The 24351-nt window shown below is 62.8% G+C and carries 19 protein-coding genes, 1 rRNA gene and 1 riboswitch (1 of these 21 cut by a window edge); of the genes, 10 read left to right on the top strand and 10 right to left on the bottom strand.

Translation table 11 applies throughout. The features are described from left to right. Positions 1–19 precede the first annotated feature (19 nt). Complete coding sequence (locus YU9_RS0113215; protein ID WP_027573267.1) at positions 20–793, top strand: 1-acyl-sn-glycerol-3-phosphate acyltransferase; 774 nt, start codon at positions 20–22, stop codon at positions 791–793. Here YU9_RS0113215 and YU9_RS0113210 read toward each other — a convergent pair. Then, positions 790–1401 carry a gamma-glutamylcyclotransferase gene (locus YU9_RS0113210; RefSeq protein WP_027573266.1) on the bottom strand — a complete coding sequence of 204 codons (612 nt, stop codon included), beginning with the start codon at positions 1399–1401 and terminating at the stop codon, positions 790–792. The genes YU9_RS0113215 and YU9_RS0113210 overlap by 4 nt on opposite strands. 110 nt (positions 1402–1511) lie before the next feature. On the opposite strand from YU9_RS0113210, the gene YU9_RS0113205 reads away from it, so the two are divergent. Continuing rightward, the gene (locus tag YU9_RS0113205; protein ID WP_027573265.1) at positions 1512–2696 is read left to right on the top strand and encodes a DUF2125 domain-containing protein; all 1185 of its coding nucleotides are present in this window, start codon (positions 1512–1514) and stop codon (positions 2694–2696) included. 120 nt (positions 2697–2816) lie between these two features. Here the strand turns inward: YU9_RS0113205 and YU9_RS0113200 are convergent, their stop codons facing one another. From YU9_RS0113200 to YU9_RS0113190, 3 genes are read right to left on the bottom strand one after another with little or no spacing between them, the layout of a single operon-like run. Next, positions 2817–3752: a prephenate/arogenate dehydrogenase family protein gene (locus YU9_RS0113200; protein WP_027573264.1), complete on the bottom strand. Its 936-nt coding sequence runs from the start codon at positions 3750–3752 to the stop codon at positions 2817–2819. Beyond that, on the bottom strand, positions 3749–4846 hold the full coding sequence (hisC, locus tag YU9_RS0113195) for a histidinol-phosphate transaminase (protein ID WP_027573263.1): 1098 nt from the start codon (positions 4844–4846) through the stop codon (positions 3749–3751). Before hisC ends, YU9_RS0113200 begins: the two co-directional genes overlap by 4 nt. Positions 4847–4879: 33 nt before the next feature. Next, entirely contained in the window at positions 4880–5728 is an 849-nt protein-coding gene (locus YU9_RS0113190; protein WP_027573262.1) for a chorismate mutase, read from the bottom strand. A gap of 203 nt (positions 5729–5931) precedes the next feature. Next, positions 5932–6011, top strand: a riboswitch (SAM riboswitch). A 94-nt stretch (positions 6012–6105) separates the two neighbouring features. On the opposite strand from YU9_RS0113190, the gene YU9_RS0113185 reads away from it, so the two are divergent. Both YU9_RS0113185 and metW read left to right on the top strand, forming a co-directional pair. Beyond that, positions 6106–7308, top strand: coding sequence for a homoserine O-acetyltransferase (locus YU9_RS0113185; protein ID WP_027573261.1), 1203 nt, complete (start codon positions 6106–6108; stop codon positions 7306–7308). 2 nt (positions 7309–7310) lie between these two features. Next, complete coding sequence (gene metW / locus YU9_RS0113180) at positions 7311–7973, top strand: methionine biosynthesis protein MetW (RefSeq protein WP_027573260.1); 663 nt, start codon at positions 7311–7313, stop codon at positions 7971–7973. A gap of 174 nt (positions 7974–8147) precedes the next feature. Here the strand turns inward: metW and YU9_RS0113175 are convergent, their stop codons facing one another. Continuing rightward, on the bottom strand, positions 8148–9011 hold the full coding sequence (locus YU9_RS0113175; RefSeq protein ID WP_027573259.1) for an alpha/beta fold hydrolase: 864 nt from the start codon (positions 9009–9011) through the stop codon (positions 8148–8150). A gap of 214 nt (positions 9012–9225) precedes the next feature. Between YU9_RS0113175 and YU9_RS0113170 the strand changes: the two genes are divergently transcribed. After that, on the top strand, positions 9226–9885 hold the full coding sequence (locus YU9_RS0113170) for a TIGR02594 family protein (protein ID WP_027573258.1): 660 nt from the start codon (positions 9226–9228) through the stop codon (positions 9883–9885). Between the two features lie 114 nt (positions 9886–9999). Here the strand turns inward: YU9_RS0113170 and YU9_RS0113165 are convergent, their stop codons facing one another. After that, a complete protein-coding gene (locus YU9_RS0113165) occupies positions 10000–10788 on the bottom strand; it encodes an MOSC domain-containing protein (RefSeq protein WP_027573257.1) in 789 nt (262 codons plus the stop codon). Positions 10789–11030: 242 nt separating this feature from the next. On the opposite strand from YU9_RS0113165, the gene clpB reads away from it, so the two are divergent. From clpB to YU9_RS0113150, 3 genes are all read left to right on the top strand, one after another. Then, positions 11031–13670, top strand: a complete 2640-nt coding sequence (clpB, locus tag YU9_RS0113160; RefSeq protein ID WP_027573256.1) for an ATP-dependent chaperone ClpB — start codon at positions 11031–11033, stop codon at positions 13668–13670. A 289-nt stretch (positions 13671–13959) separates the two neighbouring features. Continuing rightward, a complete protein-coding gene (locus tag YU9_RS0113155; RefSeq protein ID WP_027573255.1) occupies positions 13960–15261 on the top strand; it encodes a hypothetical protein in 1302 nt (433 codons plus the stop codon). Positions 15262–15272: 11 nt separating this feature from the next. Continuing rightward, the gene (locus tag YU9_RS0113150) at positions 15273–17036 is read left to right on the top strand and encodes a hypothetical protein (RefSeq protein WP_156951853.1); all 1764 of its coding nucleotides are present in this window, start codon (positions 15273–15275) and stop codon (positions 17034–17036) included. A 450-nt stretch (positions 17037–17486) separates the two neighbouring features. Here YU9_RS0113150 and YU9_RS0113145 read toward each other — a convergent pair whose 3' ends face one another. The 4 genes from YU9_RS0113145 to YU9_RS0113130 all read right to left on the bottom strand — a co-directional run bounded on the left by YU9_RS0113145 (position 17487) and on the right by YU9_RS0113130 (position 22167). Next, on the bottom strand, positions 17487–17747 hold the full coding sequence (locus tag YU9_RS0113145) for a hypothetical protein (RefSeq protein ID WP_027573253.1): 261 nt from the start codon (positions 17745–17747) through the stop codon (positions 17487–17489). Positions 17748–17836: 89 nt separating this feature from the next. Continuing rightward, positions 17837–19456, bottom strand: a complete 1620-nt coding sequence (locus YU9_RS0113140) for an SMP-30/gluconolactonase/LRE family protein (RefSeq protein ID WP_027573252.1) — start codon at positions 19454–19456, stop codon at positions 17837–17839. Positions 19457–19604: 148 nt separating this feature from the next. Next, positions 19605–19967, bottom strand: a complete 363-nt coding sequence (locus YU9_RS0113135; RefSeq protein WP_027573251.1) for an SPW repeat protein — start codon at positions 19965–19967, stop codon at positions 19605–19607. A 136-nt stretch (positions 19968–20103) separates the two neighbouring features. Then, positions 20104–22167: a M23 family metallopeptidase gene (locus YU9_RS0113130; RefSeq protein WP_027573250.1), complete on the bottom strand. Its 2064-nt coding sequence runs from the start codon at positions 22165–22167 to the stop codon at positions 20104–20106. Positions 22168–22802: 635 nt separating this feature from the next. Between YU9_RS0113130 and YU9_RS47625 the strand changes: the two genes are divergently transcribed. Both YU9_RS47625 and YU9_RS0113125 read left to right on the top strand, forming a co-directional pair. After that, complete coding sequence (locus tag YU9_RS47625; protein WP_156951852.1) at positions 22803–23108, top strand: hypothetical protein; 306 nt, start codon at positions 22803–22805, stop codon at positions 23106–23108. A gap of 53 nt (positions 23109–23161) precedes the next feature. Next, positions 23162–24351, top strand: a 16S ribosomal RNA gene (locus tag YU9_RS0113125) (it continues 299 nt past the right edge of the window).

The following is a 24351-nucleotide window of genomic DNA, read 5'->3' as shown; positions in this document are numbered from 1 at the left end:
CAAATTGATCGGACCGTCGATGTTTCTGATTTTCCTGCGCTCGCTCGTGTTCAACGTGCTGTTCTATGCCGTGCTGGTGTGCCTTGCGATCGTGGCGCTGCCGACCTTCGCGTTGCCGCCGCGCGCGATGCTGACGGTGGCGGAATGGTGGGCCAAGGCCACGCTGGTCCTGATGCGCGTGATCTGCAACATCAAGGTGGAGTTCCGCGGTGTCGAGAACATCCCGAAAGGACCGCTGCTGATCGTGGCCAAGCATCAGTCGTTCTGGGAGACGTTCGTGCTGCCGGGTTTCTTCGACCGGCCGATCTTCATCCTCAAGCGCCAGCTCATGCAGATCCCGGTGTTCGGTCAATTCCTGGTCAAGACCGGGATGATCGCGATCGACCGCAATGCCGGCGTGAAGGCGCTGCTGGACATGACGCGGCGGGCGCGCGAGGCGGTGCGCAGCGGCCGCCAGCTCGTGATCTTTCCGGAAGGCACGCGCCGCGCTCCCGGCGCGCCGCCCGGCTACAAGACCGGCTTTGCGCAGATCTATTCGTCCTGCGGCGTGCCCTGCCTGCCGATCGCGCTCAATTCCGGCCTGTTCTGGCCGCGCCGCACCTTCATGCGCTATCCCGGCACGCTGGTGGTGGAGTTTCTCGAACCGTTGCCGCCGGGTCTGCCGAAGGACGAGTTTCTCTCCCGCGTGCAAGCCGCGATCGAAGGCGCGACCGGCCGCCTCGTCGAGGCCGGCCGTAAGGAGCAGGAGCAATTGATCGGCTCGGCGCCGAGCTACGCGCCGACCGGCGGCTAGCGGCTTTCGCTGTCTTCGCCCGGAGCCGGTGCGTGCAGCGAATGTGCTTCCGCGTGCAGCATCGTCGCAAGCTGATGCAATTGCGTGTCGCGAAAACCTTCGGCCTCGATCGCCTTCACAGTTGCCGTCACGTAGTCGCGGTTGGCGCCGGACCGGCCGTGGCCCTGGATGACATGGCGGTGCTGCTCGGCGAGCGACAGCCGGCCGGCATATTGCACATGCCCGCGATCGACGACATAGGCGAGCGCGGAGACGCGCTGGCGCGCATCGTTCTCCAGCCACACCGAGCGCATCACCTCGCGATAGACCGAGGTGACCTGCTCGCGCTCCCGCAAATAGGCGACGACCTCAGTGCGGTTCTTTTCAGCGACGCGGAAGGCGATGCCGCGGCAGGCGCCGCCGCGGTCGAGGCCGAGCACGAGGCCCGGCTTCTCCGGTGTGCCGCGGTGCACGAAGGAATAGACGCAGAGCGCGCGATGCTCGCCGACCAGCCGCGCCGGGACGCGTTCCTCGAATTCGAAGCCCGGCCGCCACATCAGCGAGCCGTAGCCGAACACCCAGAGGTCGCCTTTGGCAGTGGTGACGGAGGGGAGGGTGATTTCCGACATTTCGGGCACGGCTACCAGAACTGTACCGCCAAGCGAAGCGATTTCTCCGCCTTTTGTCGCAGGCGGGCCTCGCTTACATTTGCCTGAATCTGGGATCAAAGGGTTGCCGCATGTCCAATATGACCGTTGCCGCAGGCCGCCGCTCCCGTTGGGGCCTTTTCATCGCACCCGTTTTCGTTTTGATCCTCGCCGTGGCGTGGAGCTGCTTCTGGTTCTATGCCGCGTCGCAGGCCGAAATCGCCGCCGACGCTTGGCGCGCACAGGAGGCCAAGTCCGGCCGCATTTATGATTGTACCAAGCGCTCGATCGCGGGCTTCCCGTTCCGCTTCGAGGTCCAGTGCTCCGGCGCCAGCGTCGCCCTGGTCTCGCAGAACGCGAGCAAGACGCCGTTCACGGCGAAGCTCGACAACATCCTGGTCGTGGCTCAGGTCTACGATCCCAAGCGTGTCATCGCCGAATTCTCCGCGCCGGCGACGCTGATCGATGGGGTCACGCAAAACACCTTCGCGGTGAATTGGAGCAAGGGCCGCGCCAGCGTGGCTGGCCTGCCGGCCGTGCCGGACCGTGCGTCCATCGTGTTCGACGATCCCAGCCTCAACCGTCTCGACGGCAGCGTGCAGGTGCCGCTTGCGCGCGCCAAGCAGGTCGAGCTGCACGGTCGCCTCGCCGACGGATCGCCGTCGGATCACCCTGTGATCGAGACCGTGCTCCATGTCGCGCAAGGCAGCATCCAGGGCGTGCATCCGCTGCTCGCCGAGTCGTTCGAGGCCGATACGCGCGCCAAGATCACGGGCCTTTCCGACCTCACGCCAAAACCCTGGCCGCAGCGCTTCCGCGAGATCCAGGCTGCTGGCGGTCATATCGAGATAGTTCAGTCGCGGATCCAGCAGGGCGAGATGATCGCGGTTGCGGCCGGCACGCTCGGCCTTTCGGCCAATGGCCGACTCGACGGCGAATTGCAGATGACGGTGGCCGGCCTCGAGCGCGTGATCCCGGCGCTCGGCATCGAGAAGATGCTGGAGGAGGGCGTGCCGCAGGCAACGCTCGACCGCGTCGCGCCCGGCGTGAAGTCGCAGGATCTCAACAATCTGTTCGGCGCGCTCGACCGCGCCGTGCCCGGCCTCGGCAAGGTCATCAAGCAGAACGCCAATGCCGGCGTGGCCGCCGGCATCAATTCAATCGGCACCGAGAGCACGCTGGAAGGCAAGAAGGCGCGGAGCTTCCCGCTGAAATTCGTCGACGGCGCCGTGCTGCTCGGCCCGGTCAAGGTCGGCCAGATCCCGCCGCTGTATTGACTGATTTGTCGTCATTCCGGGGCACGCGAAGCGTGAACCCGGAATCTCGCGCCACACCTCGGGATTCCGGGTTCGACGCTGCGCGTCGCCCCGGAATGACGGGAAATTAGGAGGCGCGTGCTACGGCTTCTTCAGTGCCGCGTGCGGCCGGCCGAAATCCGGCGCGGCGGAATCCTGGCCGATCTCGACGATGCCGCGGCGGATGGCGCGGGTGCGGGTGAAGTGGTCGAACAGCGCCTCGCCGTCGCCGCGCCGGATCGCGCGGGTGAGCTTGGCGAGATCCTCGGTGAAGGTGCCGAGCATCTCCAGCACGGCCTCCTTGTTGGCGAGGAAGACGTCGCGCCACATTGTCGGGTCGGACGCCGCGATGCGGGTGAAATCGCGAAAACCGCCGGCGGAGAATTTGATCACCTCGGATTCCGTCACCTGCGCCAGCTCGTCGGCGGTGCCGACGATGGTGTAGGCGATCAGATGCGGCAGATGGCTGGTGATCGCGAGCACGAGATCATGATGATCCGGCGTCATCACCTCGACCTTGGCGCCCATCGCTGCCCAGAAGGCGCGCAGGCGATCGGTCGCCGCCGCGTCGGTGCCATCGGGTGGGGTCAGGATGCACCAGCGGTTGATGAAGAGCTCGGCAAATCCCGAATCCGGGCCCGAATGCTCGGTGCCTGCGACCGGATGCGCCGGCACGAAATGAATGCCCTGCGGCAGATGCGGGGCCATGTCCCGGACCACCGCGCCCTTGACCGAGCCGACGTCGGAGATGATCGCGCCTGGTTTCAGATGCGCGGCGATCTCCTGCGCCACGGGTCCGCAGGCGCCGACGGGAATGCAGAGGATGACGAGATCGGCATCCTTCACCGCCTCCGCATTGGTCGAAACGACCTGATCGACGATGCCGAGCTCGGCAACGCGTGCGCGCGTCTTCTCCGAGCGCGCGGTGGTGACGATCTCGCTAGCTAAGCCCTGGAGCTTCGCGGCGCGCGCGATCGAGCCGCCGATCAGGCCGAAGCCGATCAGCGCGACGCGCTGGAAGTGCGCCTGCGCGCTCATTTGCCGCCCATGAAGTCGCGCAAGGCCTCGACCACGAGGCGGTTGGCCTCCTCGGTTCCGATGGTCATGCGCAGCGCATGCGGCAGGCCGTAGTTCTTCAGCGCGCGCAGCACGAGGCCCCGCTTGGTCAGGAACGCGTCGGCGTCATCAGCGGTCTTGCCCTTGTCGGTCGGGAAGTGGATCAGCACGAAATTGGCGACGCTCGGCGTCACCTTCAGCCCAAGCTTGCCGATCTCCTCGGTGAGCCAGTTGCGCCAGGTCTCGGTGAACTGCTTCGACATCGCCTGGTGCGCGGTGTCCTCGATCGCGGCGACCGCGGCATACATCGCCGGCGTCGACACGTTGAAGGGGCCGCGGATGCGGTTGACGGCGTCGATGATGTGCTCGGGGCCGAACATCCAGCCGATGCGCAGTGCCGCAAGACCATGGATCTTGGAGAAGGTGTGCGTCACCACCGTGTTCTCGGTGGTGGCAACGAGCTCAATTCCCATCTCGTAGTCGTTGCGCGAGACGTAATCGCAATAGGCGGCATCCAGCACCAGCAGCACGTGCGAGGGCAGGCCGGCGCGCAGCCGCTTGACCTCGTCGAACGGCAGATAGGTGCCGGTCGGGTTGTTGGGGTTGGCGAGCCAGACCAGCTTTGTCCGCGGCGTCACGGCCTTGAGGATGGCATCGACGTCGGCGGTGAAGTTCGTCTCGGGCGCGACGACGTTCTTGGCCCCGTTCGCCATGGTTGCGATCGGGTAGACCAGGAAGCCGTGGGTGGTCGAGATCGCCTCGTCGCCCTGGCTAAGATAGGTGTGCGCGAGCAGGTTGAGGATCTCGTCCGAACCGGCGCCGCAGATGATGCGGTTGGGGTCGAGCCCGAAAGAGCGGCCGATCGCCTCGCGCAGAACGCGCGAGGTGCCTTCCGGATAGTCCTCCAGATGATCCGCCACATGCTTGAACGCCTCGATCGCCTTGGGCGAGGGCCCGAACGGCGTCTCGTTGGCCGAGAGCTTGAAAACCTTGCGGCCCGGCTCCGGCACCGGGCTCTTGCCGGGGGTGTAGGGCGCAATATCGAGAATGCCGGGATTCGGCACGGGGCGGGACATCTTGGACTCCGGATAGGCTGGGCTGCTCGCGATTTACGATTTCGCCCCGGTCGGGGGCACCGTATAGCGCGTTGCGTGGCTGCCGACGAGGGCCGTGGAGCGCACCGAGGCCCCCGCCTCGATCAGGGCAGCCCTGATTTTGTCGATGCTGGTCGCGCTGGTGACCGAGACCAGCAGCGCCGCGCCGTCGAAGGCGGTATCGGGCACCGCCACGATCTCGGCGAGCGGCGACAGGGCGCGCGCGACCTCGGCGTTCCACCCGGAGACGCGCACGCTGAAGGTCTCGACTTCCGTCACCAGAGCGCTGTCGGCGACGCGCGAGATTGCGAACACGGGCAGTGCGGCCGGATGGTCGGCGCGCTCGACGAAAGGCAGCCGCGCGATGATCTTCGGTGCGCCTTCCGCTTCGAGCTCCAGCCACCACGGTGTGCGGCTGGAGGTCGCCGAGACCAGGGCCAGGTCGCCCTTGGATTTCGCCACCGCCTCGACCGCCGCCTGCGCGCTGAAATGCGCGACGTAAGGCACCGTGAAGCCGAAATGGAAGCGCGCGGAATCGCGCATCGCCGGCTCGCTCACCGAGATGTCGGCATGCACGGAGAACGGCGCCTGCACATAGGTGAACGTCGAGATGATGACGCGCCAGATGCTCTCGACGGTGTCGAGCGGCAGGATGCCGCGATGGCGCTGCACGAGGTCGCGCATCATGGCGGCCTCGCGCGCAGGCCGAAATGCCGAGCCGACCTCCTGGGTCTGCTTCACCTGGATCAGGCGGTCGATGATGTCGCCGCGCTGCATCAAGAGGCGATGCATGCCCTCGTCGATCGCGTCGATCTCCTTGCGCAGTTCCTGAAGCGATGGTGGCGCGGGCGGACGTTGGGTCATATCTGAGAGGCTGTTGAAGGACGTTCCAGTGCGGATCGGCAAGACAATTGGTAAGGCCGTCACCGCTGCGATCAATGTCCTGATTAGGCAGTCGGGGCGGCGAAAGCAAAGAGAAATGACGGCCCTTTCCTTTCACGGCGCGAGAGGCGAATTGGCTCGATCCGGGCCGCGACTTGACGAAAACTGCCCAAGACGGTAGTTTTTGCGCGTTCCGTGGTCATTTGAGCCGGCCGGCTTGCAGCCACGTTAAAAAATTCGCTAAACAGGCCGGGGACGCTTCCGATCCCGGCCGAACCTATCGTTCAGGCCGGGTTTTTCATGGCCTGATGTCAGCGGCGCGGTCCAGCAGCCAGTCGCAAACGAGGTCGATGTCAGAGATGGGTAGCGTCAAGTCGATACCGAGTCCTGCGATCAGCGCCGACGAACGGTCGCACGAGGTGGATCATCCAAGCTCGCAGGTCATGCATTTCGGTACAGAGCAGCCGCTGCGGCTCGATTGTGGCGTCGATCTCTCCCCGTTCCAGATCGCCTATCAGACCTATGGCGAGCTCAACGCCGATCGCTCCAACGCGGTCCTGATCTGCCATGCGCTGACCGGCGACCAGCATGTCGCCAATGTGCATCCCGTCACCGGCAAGCCCGGCTGGTGGGAGACGCTGGTCGGCGCCGGCCGCCCCATCGATCCCAAGCACTACTTCATCATCTGCTCGAACGTAATCGGCGGCTGCATGGGCTCGACCGGGCCGGCGTCGATCAATCCCGCCACCGGCAAGGTCTGGGGCCTGGATTTCCCCGTCATCACCATTCCCGACATGGTGCGCGCGCAGGCGATGCTGATCGACCGGCTCGGCATCGACACGCTGTTTGCCGTCGTTGGCGGCTCGATGGGCGGCATGCAGGTGCTGCAATGGACCGCGGCCTATCCTGCCCGCGTGTTCTCCGCGTTGGCGATCGCCTGCGCAACACGGCACTCGGCGCAGAACATCGCCTTCCACGAGCTCGGCCGCCAGGCCGTGATGGCCGATCCCGATTGGCACGGCGGCGGCTATGCCGATCGCGATATCCACCCGCATCGCGGGCTCGCGGTGGCGCGGATGGCGGCGCACATCACCTATCTCTCGGACGCGGCGCTGCATCGCAAGTTCGGCCGGCGCATGCAGGACCGCGAGCTGCCGACCTTCTCGTTCGATGCCGACTTCCAGGTCGAAAGCTATCTGCGTTACCAAGGCTCGTCCTTCGTCGAGCGCTTCGACGCCAATTCCTATCTGTATCTGACCCGCGCGATGGATTATTTCGACATCGCCGCCGACCATGGCGGCGTGCTGGCGAAGGCGTTCGCGGGCATCAAGACGCGCTTCTGCGTGGTCTCCTTCACCAGCGACTGGCTGTTCCCGACCTCGGAATCGCGCGCGCTGGTGCACGCGCTGAACGCCTCGAGCGCCCGGGTGTCGTTCGCCGAGATCGAGACCGATCGCGGCCACGACGCCTTCCTGCTCGACGTGCCCGAATTCTTCGACATCTCCCGCGCCTTCCTGCAATCGGCAGGCAAGGCCCGCGGGCTCACCCTCGAGGACCGCTAGCGATGTCCGTGCAGGAAGTGCTGCCCTTGAACGGCGTTGCGACCGGACCGTCCGGCCAGTTTCGCGCCGATCATCTGCTGGTCGCCGAGATGGTCAAGCCGGGCTCGAAAGTGCTCGACGTCGGCTGCGGCGAGGGTGATCTGCTTCAGCTGTTGGAGACCCGCGGCATCGACGGCCGCGGCATCGAGCTGTCGCGCGAGGGCGTCAACCGCTGCGTCGCCAAGGGCCTCGCGGTGGTGCAGGGCGATGCCGATACCGATCTCGTCAATTATCCCGACGATGCCTTCGACTACGTGATCCTGTCGCAGACGCTGCAGGCGACGCGGCAGCCGAAGGTCGTGCTGGAGAACTTGCTGCGCATCGGCCGCCGGGCCATCGTGTCGTTCCCGAATTTCGGGTTCTGGAGGATGCGGCTGCAGCTCCTGATCGGCGGCCACATGCCGCGCACGGAGAATCTGCCGGCGACCTGGTACGACACCGCCAACATCCATTTCTGCACCATCAAGGACTTCGTGCAGCTCTGCGACGAGATCAACGTCAAGATGGAGCGCTCGGTCGCGCTCGATCTCTACGGCCGCCCCGTGCCGCTGAACCTGCCCTGGTGGGTGTGGAACATGTTCGGCGAGCAGGCGGTGTTCTTGCTGAGCAGGGGCGGGGGGAAGTAGTCTCTGCGTCATTCGAGATTTGAGCGAGCGCCATCGACACGCTCAACTGTCATCGCCCGGCTTGACCGGGCGATCCAGTACGCCGAGACGGGAGTAATCAAACGATAGGCCGCGGCATACTGGATTCCCCGCTTTTGCGGGGAATGACAGCGGAGTTTGGTGCGAGAGCTCAGCCTAACTCACCGCCAGCGATCGCGGATCGCGCACCGGCCAGCGTCCCGCTTCCACCAGCGTCACGAACCGCTCCACGCTCGCGTTGAACAGCGCCGGCTCCTCAAGATTGAGCACGTGGCCCGACTTCGGAAACATCGCGAGGCCCGCCGCGGGTAGGTGCTTCTTCAGGAACAGGCTCGGCCCGATGCACGGATCGTCCTCGTCGCCGCAGATGATCAGCGCCGGTGTCGTCACCTTCGCGATCGCGTCCGTCATCGTATAAATCGAAGGGCGGCCGCCCTGGAAGCCGCGCATGGTGCGCGCCGACCCCTTGGCATCGTGCCGCGCCAACGCGGCGTAGAAATCGGCGTGGCCGCGCGGGTCTTTCACCAGGAACGGAATCCGGCTCGGTGCCTCGCGCGTGACCTTCGCGACTTCGACGGAGCCGAGCGTCTCGAACTGCTCGGCATTGGCGCGGCACTGCTTGCGCCAATTCTCGAGATTTTCGATCTCCGAGCCGGAGCCGACGCCGGCGAGCGTCATCGACAACGCGCGCTGCGGCGCGTTGAGCCCGATCTGAAGCGATGAGTAGGCGCCCATCGACAGCCCGACGAGATGCGCGCGATCGATGCCGAGATGATCCAGCACCGCCAGCGCATCGGTGTAGAAATGCGTGTAGGTGTAGACCTCGCCGTCAGGCACGTCCGACGGCGTGTAGCCGCGCGCCGAATAGGTGATGCAGCGATGGCCACGCGAGAAGTAGCGCATCTGCGGCTCCCAATTGGTGTAGTCGGCCGCGAACTCGTGCAGAAAAAGTATCGGCGTTCCCTGGCCCGCCTCCTCGAAATAGATGCGGACGTCGTCCCTGGTCGTGGCGTGGGGCATTAACTGTTTCCCTCTCTTCAAGCCGCGTTTGCAGGATTGCAGTTAACGCAGTTGTCCGCAATGCGGCAGCATCAGGCCAGTCCCGATACAAAATCATCGCAGCCATTCGCCGGCGTGGCGTCTTTTTCTCGCCACATCCGGAAGCTTTACGCCCCGGCGGATGTCGGCCAGCGCATCGGGCCGATGGGAAGTGGGGTGTAACGAAGGATGAAGTATGGTTGAGTTGTTTGCGTTCCGCCAGTCGCGTTGTGTTGTCGCGCTGGCGCTCTTCTTCGCGGCGGTCGCCGCGTTCGTTTCTCCGGCCTCGGCTCGGCCTCATCATCGTCATAGCGCAGAGCGGCACGCATACGTGCACCACGCCAGGCATCATCACCACCGCCATCATGGACGCAGCTCGCGCTTCGAGCGCAGCGCCGCGCAGTTGCAGGCGGGCGGCTTCGCCGACACCCAGGCCAGCTACAATCCGAACGCCAACGGTGTCGGCATGGGCAATGACAGCACGGCTGCGAGCGGCGGCTTCGCTGGCGGATCGGGCCTCGTGTCCGAGGCCCGCCGTTATCTCGGCGGCAATCCGACCGGGCGCGGCAGCCTGTGGTGCGCGCGCTTCATGAACATGGTGCTCGAGCACACCGGCCATCGTGGCACCGGCTCGGACATGGCGAGCTCGTTCGCACGTTACGGCACACGCGTCTCCGGTCCGCAGGTCGGCGCCATCGCGGTGATGTCGCGCGGCCGCCGCGGCGGTCATGTCGGCATCATCACCGGCATCGATGCACAGGGCAATCCGATCATGATCTCCGGCAACAACGGCAACCGCGTCCGTGAGGCGCCGGTTTCGCGTGGCCGGATCTATGCCTATGTGATGCCGAATTGAGGTGACGACGAAACCGTAGGATGGCTGAACCGTCGCATCATACGAGACTGTCGTCCCGGATCGGCGCGCGCTGAGGCGCGCTTGTCCGGGACGACGTAGGGAAGGCGCGGCGGCTCACACCAATCTCGGCTCTTCCACCGCAACCGCATCGCCGATGCCGATCTCGCCACCTTCGATCACCTCGGCGTAGATGCCGCAATCCATGTGGCCGAGATGGCGTGAGAGCGTGGGTGGGATTTCGAGATCGCGCTTGGCGGTTTCAGGATCGACGTTGGTGGCCGGGCAGCGGACGATGCGCTTGACCACCTTGAGCCGGGCCTGCCCGATCGCGAGCGTCTGGCCGACGAGATCGAGCTCCGACCAGGCCGGCCAACCCTTGACATAGAGATTGGCGCGAAAGCGCAGGGGATGCACGGCGACGCCGCCGAGCATGGTCTCGATGGCGCGGACGCTGTTGATGTTGATGATGGAGACGACCTTGCGGGCGACATCGGAGAAGCTGTGGTCCCGGCCGGACAGAACCTTGGGCGGGCCCTTCAGCTCGGGCTGAAAGTTCTCGCTGAAATAGGCCTCGATGGCGGCGCGCCCGGCGGCGGTCTCGAGATCGCCGCTGGCGACGATCTGGCCGTCCTTGCGGATGGTCAACACATTGGTTGCGTCGTCGAACCGGCTGTCGAGCTCAGCCAGCCGCTCATTGCGCGCCAGCATCAGGAACTGGATTTTCGGCTTCCACTGGGGCGCCTCAGGGTCGAATCCGCTCGGGCCGTTCTCGATGGCGTAGCGGCGGTCGGCCGGCAGGGTCTGGCCGACCCGCAAGGCGGCGCGCGACAGGCGTTCCGGCGTCAGGCCCTTGATCGGGTAGCGGTAGAGGCCGGTGATCTCGGCGGTATAGCTGGCTGTCATGCCGCAACTTAAGGGATTCGGCCCGTCACCGCCAAGCCCGCCCACGAGCGCACGAAATTGTGAAGCCGCCTCTTTCGCATCCGCAACCCGCTTCCCACATCTGCCTCAGGCCGGTGCAACGCCGGCCAAACACGTCCGTTACCGGTTGAGAAACGTCAATGCGGTAATGGGAAACCCAATGAAGATGCCGTCTGGAGTGCCTTTGAGGGCTCCGAGGGCAGGCCGAGGGATAGAAAAGACACATGAATATCGAGAAGTATACCGAACGCTCCAGGGGCTTCATTCAGTCTGCGCAATCGCTCGCGATGCGCGAGGGGCACCAGCAGTTTTCCACCCTGCACGTCCTGAAAGTCCTCTTGGACGACAATGAGGGGCTCGCTGCCGGTCTGATCGACCGCGCCGGCGGTAATTCCCGTGCAATCCTGAAGGCGACCGAGGACGCCCTTAACAAGGTGCCGAAGGTTTCCGGCGGCGGCGCCGGCCAGATCTATCTCGCGCCCGAGCTGGCCCGCACTTTCGATGCCGCCGAAAAGGCCGGCGAGAAGGCCGGCGACAGCTTCGTCACCGTCGAGCGGCTGCTGCTCGGGCTCACGCTGGAGAAGACCAGCGAGGCCGGCGCCATCCTCGCCAAGGGCGGCGTCACGCCACAAAATCTCAATGCGGCGATCGAGGCGCTGCGCAAGGGCCGGACCGCGGATTCCGCGACCGCCGAGAACGCCTATGATGCCCTGAAGAAATATGCCCGCGACCTGACCCAGGCCGCGCGCGACGGCAAGCTCGACCCGGTCATCGGCCGCGACGAGGAGATCCGCCGCACCATCCAGGTGCTGTCGCGCCGGACCAAGAACAACCCCGTCCTGATCGGCGAGCCCGGCGTCGGCAAGACCGCCATCGCGGAAGGGCTCGCGCTGCGCATCGTCAATGGCGACGTGCCGGAGAGCCTGAAGGACAAGAAGCTGCTCGCGCTCGACCTGGGCGCGCTGATCGCGGGCGCAAAATACCGCGGCGAGTTCGAGGAGCGGCTGAAGGCCGTGCTCCAGGAGGTGACCGGGAGCGAGGGCACCTTCATCCTGTTCATCGACGAGATGCACACGCTGATCGGCGCCGGCAAGGGCGACGGCGCGATGGACGCTTCCAACCTGCTCAAGCCGGCGCTCGCGCGCGGCGAGCTGCACTGCATCGGCGCGACCACGCTCGATGAGTACCAGAAGCACGTCGAGAAGGACGCCGCGCTGGCGCGGCGCTTCCAGCCGATCTTCGTCAGCGAGCCCTCGGTCGAGGACACCATCTCGATCCTGCGCGGCTTGAAGGACAAGTATGAGCAGCACCACGGCGTAAGGATCGCTGATTCCGCGCTGGTGGCGTCCGCGACCCTGTCCAACCGCTACATCACCGACCGCTTCCTGCCCGACAAGGCGATCGACCTGATGGACGAGGCTGCGGCGCGGCTGAAGATGCAGGTCGATTCCAAGCCGGAAGAGCTGGATTCGCTGGATCGTGAGATCATCCGGCTCAAGATCGAGCAGGAGGCGCTGAAGAAGGAAAGCGATCCCGGCTCCAAGACCCGGCTCCAGACCCTGGAGAAGGACCTTGCCGGGCTCGAGGAGAAGTCTGCGGCGCTGACGGCGCGCTGGAGCGCGGAGAAGAGCAAGCTCTCCGATGCCCAGAAGCTGAAGGCCGAGCTCGACGGCCTGCGTGTCGAGCTCGCCAACGCGCAGCGGCGCGGCGAATTCCAGAAGGCCGGCGAGCTGGCCTATGGCCGGATCCCGGAGCTCGAGAAGAAGCTGTCGGATATCGAGGCCAAGGAGAACTCCGGCGAGATGATGGAGGAGGCGGTCACCGCCAACCACATCGCGCAGGTGGTCTCGCGCTGGACCGGCGTGCCCGTCGACAAGATGCTGGAGGGCGAGAAGGAGAAGCTCCTGAAGATGGAGGAGCAGCTCGGCAAGCGCGTCGTCGGCCAGGCCGAGGCCGTGCGTGCGGTCGCAACCGCCGTGCGCCGCTCGCGCGCAGGCCTGCAGGACCCGAACCGACCCACGGGCTCGTTCATGTTCTTGGGCCCCACCGGCGTCGGCAAGACCGAGCTGACCAAGGCGCTCGCGGAGTACCTGTTCAACGACGAGACCGCGATGGTCCGCCTCGACATGTCCGAATACATGGAGAAGCACTCGGTCTCGCGGCTGATCGGCGCTCCTCCCGGCTATGTCGGCTATGACGAGGGCGGCGCGCTCACCGAGGCGGTGCGGCGCCGGCCCTACCAGGTCGTGCTGTTCGACGAGATCGAGAAGGCGCATCCTGACGTGTTCAACGTCCTCTTGCAGGTGCTCGACGATGGCCGCCTGACCGATGGCCAGGGCCGCACCGTCGACTTCCGCAATACGCTGATCATCATGACCTCGAACCTCGGTTCGGAATTTCTGGTGAGCCAGCCGGAGGGCGAGGACACTTCGGCCGTACGCGAGCAGGTGATGGGCATGGTGCGGGCGCATTTCCGCCCCGAATTCCTCAACCGCGTCGACGAGATCATCCTGTTCCACCGCCTCCAGAAGAGCGAGATGGGCCGGATCGTCGAGATCCAGTTCGCCCGGCTGCAGAAGCTGCTGACCGATCGCAAGATCGTGCTGACGCTCGATGCCGCCGGCCGCGACTGGCTCGCCGCCAAGGGCTGGGATCCCGCCTATGGCGCAAGGCCGCTGAAGCGGGTGATCCAGCGCTACCTCCAGGACCCGCTCGCCGAGATGATCCTCTCCGGCGACGTCAGGGACGGGGATACCGTTGCGATCTCGTCCGAAGGAAACGTGCTGACCTTCAACGGCAAGGCGCCGCAAACCGCGGAGATCACCCAGTTCGAGGCACCGGTGCCGAAGCGGAAGCTGAACTGAGCACACCTAACGCGGCAGCGACCCCGTCCAAACCTCCCCGCCATGCGGGGAGGTTTCTTTGTACCGTGACGCGAGCCAAGGGCTTCAGCCCACGAGGCGGTCCGGTGTTGTACTCTATGCACGATCGACATCACACAACCATCAGGTGTGTCGCCGCAACGCACGCAAGAGCAGTGTGTTATAAATAGAACACGCCTCGCGCTTTCGCTGTGAGCGTGCATGAATCTGCTTGAACAATTCGGACGAGGCTCGGCACAATCCCTCATAATTACTTAATGGGATTGCGTCGATGCGTAGCGTTTGGGGAATCGTTGCGTTCGTGTGTCTTGGGCTGCTCGTTGGTGGCTGCGACCCCAAGGAGAGGGACTATTTCCGCGAAGGTATAGGTAGTGATCTTTACACTGCCGACATGACTGCAGCCGCTGAGTTGCAAAATATCTATCTCGACACACTGTGCCGCCAGGCGACGCCCTATGTCGGGCCAGATGTGCCCAGTTGCAGCGGTTTAGGCCAATTACCGAACGCTTCTTGGCCGTTGATCGTTCAGGCAGGGATGAACGACATCGACCGGCGATGCGACGCGTATCTCGCTTGGCTGGACCAAAAGAAGCGTGACAATTCCGCGATCCTCGCAGAGATCGGTGCCATTCGCGTTGCTGTTGACGCGTTGACCAATCCCGCCATCTCGCCGGGTATCACGCCGATCGCGCTCGCCTCGGTCGCCGCCGCGTTCGGTCTCGCGACAAGCACGCTTGGAAACGTCAATGCATTGCTGCTTCAGGTCGACCACACGACGGTGCAGTCCGTCGTCTTCGTCAACCGTCGCAAGTTCCGAGAGGACGTCCTTGGACTGCCCATTAGCAACAAGCCTATCGCGGTCCACGCGTTAAGGTCATATCTGACGATCTGCATGCCGATGACCATCTCGGCGAACATCAATTCCACCGTCACGGTATTCGAGCAGGCCGGCGCCGCGGCTGTCAGACGTCAGCCATTGGTGTCGACAAGTACGATAGCAGAGGCGCATTCCGCGCGAGATCGAGTGACGCCAAGTGGGACTTCAAATCCGAATTCTGACCCAGCGCACGAAGCTATCATCGCGAATTACAACCCCAAAGTACACAGTATCGGCTTCGTTCAAGGGATCTTGAAGAAACTTTGCGCTCCCAAATCCGAGGTTCTTCATGTGACGACAAAGACGAACGCGCGCATCGCGGCCTATCAGCAGAGCCTTCGCGATTCCGGAGATACCACGACACTCGTCACCGGAAAACTGAATGCAAGACAGTTAGGGCTAATCCAGCCAAAGAAGGAATGTGCGACCCAGCAATTCGAAAACCTATATGAAGTTGAAAATTTCCCCCAAGGTATCAGCAGCGCTTCGGAGTTGATGAATAGTAAGCTGCCGAAGAACAAGCAGCTCGCGACGAATCCTAACGTAAAAGACGTAAGGGCTCGGATCGCCGATGTGAGAAAAATTCTGGATTCAAAGCTAGTTCTTAAAAGCAGGAACGCGTCAGATCCATTGACAGCAGATCTATCCGATCAGCTGACTTCCGATTTGGTGAATGCGCTAGCGACGTCGGATTGAAGGAGCACGATATGGCTTATCAGACTAAGGCGTTGACCATTGTCCGTGCCAATCCGGCAGTCGACGCCCAAGTATTTTCAGTTTTCGGACCGGGGAAGGTCTTGCTGGCAACGGGCAAGAAATTCGACAGCGATCCAGCAAACGTTTGGCTCAACGTTATTGTGCCACCCGGTCAGGGTGACGGGTGGTTGCAGCGATCGAACGTCGACGAAGTGGCCGATCCAGAACGGCAAGAGATAGAACCCGAAGACTTCGTGAGGCAGTGTATTCTAGTAGAACGAAGCTTCAATGTCGTTCCAGAAAATGCGCCATGGTTGGTGTCAGCAGATTTCTTGTTAGCTCGCGCGCAGATCGAAACCAAGATCAAGAATCTCGGACCGGTACCGGGCTCCGATGCCGTTGGGCCTTTGCGGGTTTCATCTGCTGAATGGAGCGATTTTCTGACTAACGGCAAGCCGCTATCGGATGGTTACGGTCCAAAGGACTTTGATTATCCAATGCTTCAAGTCTATGCTGCCGGGCATCGCATGCGGGCAGATGCGAAAGCGATGAGCGAGCAAAGCCTTGCCGATGCCAATGATCCATTCATTCCCAGCTATTTAGACCTGTTCCACGCCTATCTGACAGACGTCAACGCTGCACTGGCAATACGCGAAAGCGAAAAAGACTCGACGAAGAAGATCAGCGACGCCGTTACCCACAATCAGTTTGCAAGTCTCAAGGCACGAGAACAGTTCAGTGCCTTGGACGAAAGCGATACGATTCCGCATTTTGTATCGGTGACAGAAGCGCTGCTAAATTCCGAGTTGAAGAGCGCGTTTGATTTGATCAAAGAGGCCGCTCCTGACGAGTTGCCCCAGGCAAGCCCGGGTGAAGCCCCTTGGTTGCACTTTGCAGAACAAGAGATGCAGGCTGGAGTCTCTGAGGCAACCTCGGTGGAGCGGATCAAGAGTTACTTTGCGGCTACGGACTTCGGTCCAGTCCACGGAAGCATACCCCATTGGTGTGGGGCGTTTGTGGCTTTCTGCATCAAGCAGAGCGGCCACGAAAATTCAATCCCCAAAGGAGCGGCGCTCGCCGCACATTGGAAACAATGGGGTCAGAGTGTTCCACTTGGATCCTCAGAGATTCCCGTAGGAGCGGTCATCGTTTTAACACCGGGCGAGAATACGAATACCAGCGGGCACGTCGCGTTTTTTTCTGAGGCCATGCCGGCGACCAAGCAGGTCAAGCTCTTGGGCGGCAATCAGCACAACGAGGTCAACAAGACGCCGTTTTCGAGCTCACGAATATCCGCGATTAGATGGTTTGAGACTGAGTCTTCCAGCGCCGGCGCTGCTGGACAGGCTTCATTCAACCTAGAAGCGGCAGGCATTCCTCAAGAGTTTCGACAGTTTGGCGACATGATCGTCGATCGATTTAGTCGCTCTGGTTTTTCGAAAGAGCAGCAACTGGCAGCCTTGGCGAATGCAATTGGTGAATCAGGACTGGATCCAAATTGTGTCTCACCGGCTCCGGAGAAAAGCTTCGGTCTATTTCAATGTAATCAGAAGGCTGGCCTCGGAATTGGATTTACCGTTGAGCAGCTAACGAATCCCGAGATCAACATTGGCATCATCATCAAAGAATCAAAGAAGTTCACGGAGTTTACGTCCGCGCATACTGTTGCGGATGCCATTCGTGCATTCGTAAAGTTCATAGAAAGACCGAAGCATCCAGAGGCTGACATTATCAAGCGCATGGCCATAGCTGAGAAGCTACAGAAGCCGATATAGCTGGTTGCAGAAAATTGCTCTTAAGTTGGACCGATTGATTGTTTGGTCCAACGTTGCGCAACATTGGGCGATGCTTGTTCATCCTTTTCTAGGAAAGCCTCGCGAGGCCAGAACTTTCAGCTTCTGCTGTCAATGCCAGTCGGGATGTGCATCGGCCGGCTGGCGGGCGCACCATGGGGCCGAGAGATAGACTGAGCTCTCGGTGACGTTGCTGTTTTTCGGTGCGCTCTCGACCAGCCGCTTGGTCCCGCCCCCTCTGCGACGATTAAGCTTGCCGTGGCTGGCGCGGGACGTCTTCAGGCATTTTCAGTTTCTTGGGAGGTGCGTCTGCTCGTGTTGCTACCGATCTGGGACACGCTTTCGTAAAAGGGTTCGCTGAGAGAGAATTCGACCTTCAGTCCTCTGACTTCTGCGGTCGAAGAGACTTCGCTTCTCCGGCCTGCCCCACGGTCATCCGCCTGTCGCCGCCGGCCCTGGCTCAATACCGTCCTCCTCGTCCTCTTCCAGCTCCGAAAGAATATCCACCAGCTCGCGTACCCGTCCCTGCGCCAGCGGCCGCAGATCGTTGATCATTGGCTCGTCATTGGCGAGCCAGGCCTGGGCTTCAGCGAGTTCCTCGACGGTCGCGCCGGTCCCGATGATCTGGGCAATGGTGACGTCGTCGGCCCGGTCCACGGCCTTGATGACATCGTCGCGTGAGAGGCGCGTCATGGGGCGATCCTCCTGCTGGTCGATCCCGTTAGCCTCTAACCGGGAACCGGGGGACCGGTTCCCTCGCAGCCGGATTCCGCTGCCAGACGTTATTTCTTCACCACCTTGTAGATCGCATTCTCGACGTCCGAGCTGAAGTAGATCACGCCCGTCGCGCCGACAGCGACGCCCGTCGGAATATGCGTCGGCAAGCCGCCGGGGGCGGCGGTCAGGCCGATCGGGAGATTGGCGGCGATCTCGGTGATCTTGCCGCTCTCCGGTGCGATCTCGATCAGCCGCTTGGCGCCGACTTCCGCCACGATCAGCTGGCCGTCGCGACCTCGTGCGATGCCTTCGGGCATTTTCAGCTCCTTGGCGACCACGGTCTTTTCGCCATTGCTGTCGATCCTGGAGACGATGCCGGCAAAGGCTTCGGTGACGTAGACCTCGTCGGTTGCCCCGCGAACGAGGCCGACCGGACCCTCGAGCGCGCCGATCAGCGTGGTGCGATCCTTGCCATGCTCACCGCTCACCTTGACCAGTGACTTGGTGCCGAGCTCGGCCACCAAAATGCTGCCGTCGGCGAGCACGACCGCGTCATGCGGCGCCTTGAAGTCGTGCAACATGTCGCGCGTCGCGCCGGTCTTGCCGTCGATCACCTGCACTGTGCCGGTGAACCAGCTCGACAGCACCACGTCGTTGCCCTTCGCCGTCGCGCTCATCGGATATTCGAGCGTGACGCCGGCGGCATGCATGCGCGCCTTCTCGGTGACCTCGCCGGTCGCCCCGTCCACGGTGCGATAGGCAAACACGTCGGCGACGTGGATCGTATCCTTACCGTTCTCCGAGGTGACGCCGATGCCGCCGGGCAGGGCGAGCTTGCCGATGATGATCTGCTTGGCCTGGCCGGTCGCGGGATCGACCTCCTGGATGCCGTTGTCGGCCATGTTGGAGATGTAGATGCGGTCTTTGTCGTCGATGGCGAGATTGTCCAGCGAGGGCTTCAGTTGCGCGACCATGGTCTTGGCGCCCGACTTGGGATCGACCCGGACGAGCTGGCCGAGCGCGGTGTCGACCACAAAGAGATTGCCCTTGGAATCGAAGTTCACGGCGGCCGGGACCTTGAAGCCGTCGGCGACGACGGTGAGCTCGGCCTTGTCGACGTCGACCTTTGCGATCTGGCCCTTGAACCAGAGCGGACCGTAGAGCTTGTCGTCGGGACCGAACTCGAGGCCGTTGAGGCCGCCCATCTTCTCCATGATCTGGTGGGGCGGTTTGACGCCCTCGACGTCGATCTCGTAGAGCGCATCGCCGAGGAAGACGGTGGTGGCGTAGAGCCTGCCGTCCTTGCGGAAGGCGAGCGAGTTGATGCCGGGAAGGCCGGAAGCAAGCTTCTTGATCGGGCCGTCGCCCTTGCGCGCATAGAGGTCGCCAGCGAGGAATCCGGTCCAGGCCATGGTGCCGTCGGGCGCAAACGCGATGTCGTCGGCCATTCCGACCGGCGCGGGAGTTGCAACCTTGGCGCTACCGCCCGCAATGTCGACCTCATAGAGCGCCGCGCCCGCCACGCTGCCGGCAAACAGATGGCCGGCCTTGTCGATACCAAGCCCGTGCACGCCATGAAATGCCGAGCCGGGGACCAGTCGCGTCACCTCCCAGGTTTCTGCCGATGCGCTCGTGACAGCGAAAATCGCAGCGATGATGGCTGCGCAGGCGAGCCTGTTGCCCACGACTTGACCTCCCGATTTTTTGGAAAGTATTTGCCCGTCATGCGGCTTTGGCAAACGAAACTTGGCGTTGTGCCGGCAAGGCGGCGTGCCTTACGGCACCTCGTCACTATGATGGCCCCGCCCGATGGTCCGGGCGGGGCTTTGCATGCTACCGGCTTGTCGTCAGCCGCGGCGGGTTCTGGGACATCATCCAGATTTCGATCGCAGCAAGCACGGCGACCAGAATGCCGACCGCGACGTGAACGGTCATTGCCGTCTTGGCGCCCTGGAACCCGAGCACCCAGGGTGCAATGAGCGTCCACAGGCCGACGATCAGGTTGAGCCACTCTTCCCACACCGCGAAGGCTGCGAGGGCTGCGATGGCCAGGATCGCAATCACGATGCCCGCGACATACGCGTTCTGAGAGGCCGGTCCGGCATCGAAACCGAAAATCCAGGGCGAGAAGAACAGGAATGCGCCGAGGATCAGGTTCGCGACGTCGCACCATTTTGCGTTCGTCCAGTTGTCCATGACACTCCTCCGTGAACTCCGCCCCCTCATGCTAGAACAACTGGGCCATTCCCCAGCGTGTTCCCTGCGGTTCCACCGAAATTGAATGAAAGGGAGGAGGCGCGCCCAGCCGCGCCACGAGGTCGGCCCGACCGATTTACCGGTTGGTGACCTGCAGCGGGCCGCCGGTGGCGTCCGACATGCGGGCGATGGCGCCGCCACGGCCGCTCATCATGCCGTCGAGCCGGTCGCGCTCCTTCTCGAAGCTTGCCAGCATCGGGCCTTCCAGCGAACGGCCGCGCGGCAGCTTCACGCGCATCGGGTCGACGAAGCGGCCGTTGACCAGGATCTCGTAGTGGACGTGCGGGCCGGTCGACAGGCCGGAAGAGCCGACGAAGCCGATCACCTGGCCCTGCCGCACCTTCTTGCCGACCTCCATGCCCTTGGCGAAAGCCGACATGTGGCCGTAGGCGGTCTCGTAGCCGTTGGCGTGCTTGATGCGGATGTACTTGCCGTAGCCGCCCTCGGGGCCGGCCTTCTCGATCACGCCGTTACCGGAGGCGAAGATCGGCGTGCCGTAGGCGGTGGACCAGTCAACGCCGGTATGCATCTTCACGTAGCCCAGGATCGGGTGGCGGCGGCCGCCGAAGCCGGAGCGCATGATGGCGTTGTTGACGGGCTTTCTGACCAGGAACTTCTTCGCGCTCTTGCCGGTCTCGTCGTAGTAGTCGACGAGGCCGTCGTCGGGGCTCTGGTAGCGATAGTATTTCTTGGTCTCGCCGCCGACGGTGAGGGAGGCGAACAGCACCTCGTTCTTCTCGCTCGACGTCACGCCCTCGTCCTCGCCGGCGTAGAACACGTCAAAGGAATCGCCAGGCTGCACCTTGCGCTGGAAATCGACGTCGTAGGAGTAGATCTTGATCATGTCCTCGATGACCGGCATCGGTACCTTGTTGCGCATCGCGGTCTCGTAGATGCTCTGGTAGAGCCGCACGCCGGAGCCGTCGTCATCGTCGTCGTCGTCGCTGCTGGCGCTCGCCGCGGTATCAGTGACGGTGTTCATGCTGGAGACGTCGACCGCGACGTATTTGCCGAGATCGGACAGCGCCGCGATCGCCTCGACCATGGTCTCGTTGGCGATGACGACACGGTAGGGTTGCAGGCGGGCGCCGGGGCTCGCTGGCGCCATCAGGATGCGGAGCTTCTCGCCTTCCTTGAGGCCGCCGTCGCGGCCGCGCGGCCCGAGCGTTGCAGTGATCGCCTTGATTTCCTCGGCATTGGCGCCGAGATCGCGCAGCACGCCGGCGACGCTGTCGCCCTTCTTGACGATGTGGACGCGTTCGCCGTTGGGATTGCCGCCGGTGATCTGCTCTTTGGTCTTGGGCAGCAGCGTGACGTTTTCCGGCACCACGCGCGTCTCGAAACCGGCATAGGGATCGGACGACGACGCTTCGGTGGCATAGGCCATCTTGATGTCGGACGGGCCGGTCGCGCCGGAGACGTCGGCCGTGGCATTGGCGAGCGAGGCGTAGCGCACCCCGCCATTGCCGCGCCAGTTGGCGGCATCGCGCACCCGCATCAGGATGTCGTCGAGCGCCACCACCGCGGAAATCTTGGCCTTCGGCAGCACCGGCGACAGGTCCTTGGTGACGAAGGACACTTCCGCGTCGGGCTCGACGGCTTCCGGATTGTTGGGATCGTCGGACGCAGTCTTCGGATCGGAACCGACATCGGTGAGCAGGCGCTGGGCGTTGAACGGCGGGATCTTCGCCGACAAATCGCTCGTCGTCATCGACAAATTGCCTGCGATCCGGACGAACGGACGCACCCGCATCACGTCACGGTTGCCGACGCGGGCGACCGTCGAAACCCGCATGACGTTGCGCGAGGCTGTGGATTCGCTCGGCGGCGGCAGGCGGTCGCTCTTGTGCAGCGTGGCGGCGCGATCGGCGGCGCCGAATGCGCCGCGCAGCGCGCCTTCGACCCGCTCCGGCACCTTGGCGAAGGTCATTTCGCCGTCGAGCGATGCGAAAACGGCGCCGCCGATCAGGGCCGCGCCGCAGAGTCCGGTCAAGATTGTCCCGCTGAACCATTGCACCGAGACGCGGCGGCGGTCGATCACGGCGGCTTCCGAACCATCGACGGACAGCGGCGGCTCGTGGCCGAGATCGATGATCCCGGTCTCACGCCCATAAGTGCCGCGCGACGTCCTGTGGTTCAACCCAAGTCCCCCAACTCAACGACCCAAGAAAGCCCGCTTCGAACCTCGTCTCTGGTCCCCTCTTGAAGGGGGATCGCCGGATAAAGGCAAGCCGTACGGCCGTCCGCGCTCAGAAAGCCCCGGAACAGGGGCGGCGGAAATTACGAACAGCTGGACGGGTAAAGCTCTCTCGATGTCTTTCGAACGCCGAAGGAAGGTCGCGTCATTTGCAAGATCGCCTTCCTTTGACCCCATGAAAATCGCCGGCAGCCCCCACAGGCATCCCCGCGATTCAAGCTCGTCTCTTATCAGAACGCCGCGGGATTGTGGCTCAAGTACGGCGCCAAATATGGAAAAAACTTCCTCAAGGGGGCGGCGCGCGGGGCGCCCCCGGCGGGGCGCCGCAAGCCGCCTCAGGAGCCCCTCCGGAGCCCTTCGGGCCCCCAAACTTTTTTTCAGTTTTTTCTTCGACCAAGCTCGCTTCGCGCGCTCCATGCCGTTCTAACTGCCTGTAAACGTGCGATTTTTTCCGATGATCCACTGTGCGACGATTTGTTGACGATGGGCGTTGACAGCCCGGAAGGCGGGGCCTATAACCCCAACCACTGAGCGCGGCGCCGCCGGGTCACTGACCAAGGCGAGCGAACGCGCCACTGATGCTCCTCACCTTGTTGAGTGACACAACAATCGACGCCAGTCGGTTGGAGTCATTCATCGTCGGTAAGGGTGTCGGAACCCTTCCACCTTGGAAGGTTGGGGCCTCTCCGGTCCCGGGCTGTTTGACAAGTGAAGATGAAGAAAGAGAAACGTGGACGGCGGAGTCCTTGCGGGTCTCGCTTCTGAAAAGCCTCGGCTTTTCTGATCGAGACCGGACGAAAGACTTCGGCGGTACACGTTTTAAAGGAAACACCATCGTTGCCAGCGATGTGAATCGCAGGCAGCTCATCGGCTTCGGTCGATGAAAAATGGTGGGACCTCGTCAAACGTTGTGATCAGCCGGTTCAAAGTTCAAGTCCAACTTGAGAGTTTGATCCTGGCTCAGAGCGAACGCTGGCGGCAGGCTTAACACATGCAAGTCGAGCGGGCGTAGCAATACGTCAGCGGCAGACGGGTGAGTAACGCGTGGGAACGTACCTTTTGGTTCGGAACAACACAGGGAAACTTGTGCTAATACCGGATAAGCCCTTACGGGGAAAGATTTATCGCCGAAAGATCGGCCCGCGTCTGATTAGCTAGTTGGTGAGGTAATGGCTCACCAAGGCGACGATCAGTAGCTGGTCTGAGAGGATGATCAGCCACATTGGGACTGAGACACGGCCCAAACTCCTACGGGAGGCAGCAGTGGGGAATATTGGACAATGGGGGCAACCCTGATCCAGCCATGCCGCGTGAGTGATGAAGGCCCTAGGGTTGTAAAGCTCTTTTGTGCGGGAAGATAATGACGGTACCGCAAGAATAAGCCCCGGCTAACTTCGTGCCAGCAGCCGCGGTAATACGAAGGGGGCTAGCGTTGCTCGGAATCACTGGGCGTAAAGGGTGCGTAGGCGGGTCTTTAAGTCAGGGGTGAAATCCTGGAGCTCAACTCCAGAACTGCCTTTGATACTGAAGATCTTGAGTCCGGGAGAGGTGAGTGGAACTGCGAGTGTAGAGGTGAAATTCGTAGATATTCGCAAGAACACCAGTGGCGAAGGCGGCTCACTGGCCCGGTACTGACGCTGAGGCACGAAAGCGTGGGGAGCAAACAGGATTAGATACCCTGGTAGTCCACGCCGTAAACGATGAATGCCAGCCGTTAGTGGGTTTACTCACTAGTGGCGCAGCTAACGCTTTAAGCATTCCGCCTGGGGAGTACGGTCGCAAGATTAAAACTCAAAGGAATTGACGGGGGCCCGCACAAGCGGTGGAGCATGTGGTTTAATTCGACGCAACGCGCAGAACCTTACCAGCCCTTGACATGTCCAGGACCGGTCGCAGAGATGTGACCTTCTCTTCGGAGCCTGGAGCACAGGTGCTGCATGGCTGTCGTCAGCTCGTGTCGTGAGATGTTGGGTTAAGTCCCGCAACGAGCGCAACCCCCGTCCTTAGTTGCTACCATTTAGTTGAGCACTCTAAGGAGACTGCCGGTGATAAGCCGCGAGGAAGGTGGGGATGACGTCAAGTCCTCATGGCCCTTACGGGCTGGGCTACACACGTGCTACAATGGCG

The organism is Bradyrhizobium sp. WSM1743 (genome assembly GCF_000473065.1).
In the GTDB taxonomy this organism is placed as follows: Bacteria; Pseudomonadota; Alphaproteobacteria; order Rhizobiales; family Xanthobacteraceae; genus Bradyrhizobium.
This window is presented reverse-complemented; position numbering and strand designations above follow the sequence as displayed.

Excerpts from the sequence above, each read along its gene's own strand:
- metW (WP_027573260.1), top strand. The coding sequence starts at position 7,311 with ATGTCCGTGCAGGAAGTGCTGCCCTTGAACGGCGTTGCGACCGGACCG.
- YU9_RS0113210 (WP_027573266.1), bottom strand. The coding sequence starts at position 1,401 with ATGTCGGAAATCACCCTCCCCTCCGTCACCACTGCCAAAGGCGACCTC.
- YU9_RS0113205 (WP_027573265.1), top strand. The coding sequence starts at position 1,512 with ATGTCCAATATGACCGTTGCCGCAGGCCGCCGCTCCCGTTGGGGCCTT.
- YU9_RS47625 (WP_156951852.1), top strand. The coding sequence starts at position 22,803 with ATGCTCCTCACCTTGTTGAGTGACACAACAATCGACGCCAGTCGGTTG.
- YU9_RS0113185 (WP_027573261.1), top strand. The coding sequence starts at position 6,106 with ATGGGTAGCGTCAAGTCGATACCGAGTCCTGCGATCAGCGCCGACGAA.
- YU9_RS0113145 (WP_027573253.1), bottom strand. The coding sequence starts at position 17,747 with ATGACGCGCCTCTCACGCGACGATGTCATCAAGGCCGTGGACCGGGCC.
- YU9_RS0113155 (WP_027573255.1), top strand. The coding sequence starts at position 13,960 with ATGCGTAGCGTTTGGGGAATCGTTGCGTTCGTGTGTCTTGGGCTGCTC.
- clpB (WP_027573256.1), top strand. The coding sequence starts at position 11,031 with ATGAATATCGAGAAGTATACCGAACGCTCCAGGGGCTTCATTCAGTCT.
- YU9_RS0113200 (WP_027573264.1), bottom strand. The coding sequence starts at position 3,752 with ATGAGCGCGCAGGCGCACTTCCAGCGCGTCGCGCTGATCGGCTTCGGC.
- hisC (WP_027573263.1), bottom strand. The coding sequence starts at position 4,846 with ATGTCCCGCCCCGTGCCGAATCCCGGCATTCTCGATATTGCGCCCTAC.
- YU9_RS0113215 (WP_027573267.1), top strand. The coding sequence starts at position 20 with ATGTTTCTGATTTTCCTGCGCTCGCTCGTGTTCAACGTGCTGTTCTAT.
- YU9_RS0113190 (WP_027573262.1), bottom strand. The coding sequence starts at position 5,728 with ATGACCCAACGTCCGCCCGCGCCACCATCGCTTCAGGAACTGCGCAAG.
- YU9_RS0113170 (WP_027573258.1), top strand. The coding sequence starts at position 9,226 with ATGGTTGAGTTGTTTGCGTTCCGCCAGTCGCGTTGTGTTGTCGCGCTG.
- YU9_RS0113175 (WP_027573259.1), bottom strand. The coding sequence starts at position 9,011 with ATGCCCCACGCCACGACCAGGGACGACGTCCGCATCTATTTCGAGGAG.
- YU9_RS0113135 (WP_027573251.1), bottom strand. The coding sequence starts at position 19,967 with ATGGACAACTGGACGAACGCAAAATGGTGCGACGTCGCGAACCTGATC.
- YU9_RS0113150 (WP_156951853.1), top strand. The coding sequence starts at position 15,273 with ATGGCTTATCAGACTAAGGCGTTGACCATTGTCCGTGCCAATCCGGCA.
- YU9_RS0113165 (WP_027573257.1), bottom strand. The coding sequence starts at position 10,788 with ATGACAGCCAGCTATACCGCCGAGATCACCGGCCTCTACCGCTACCCG.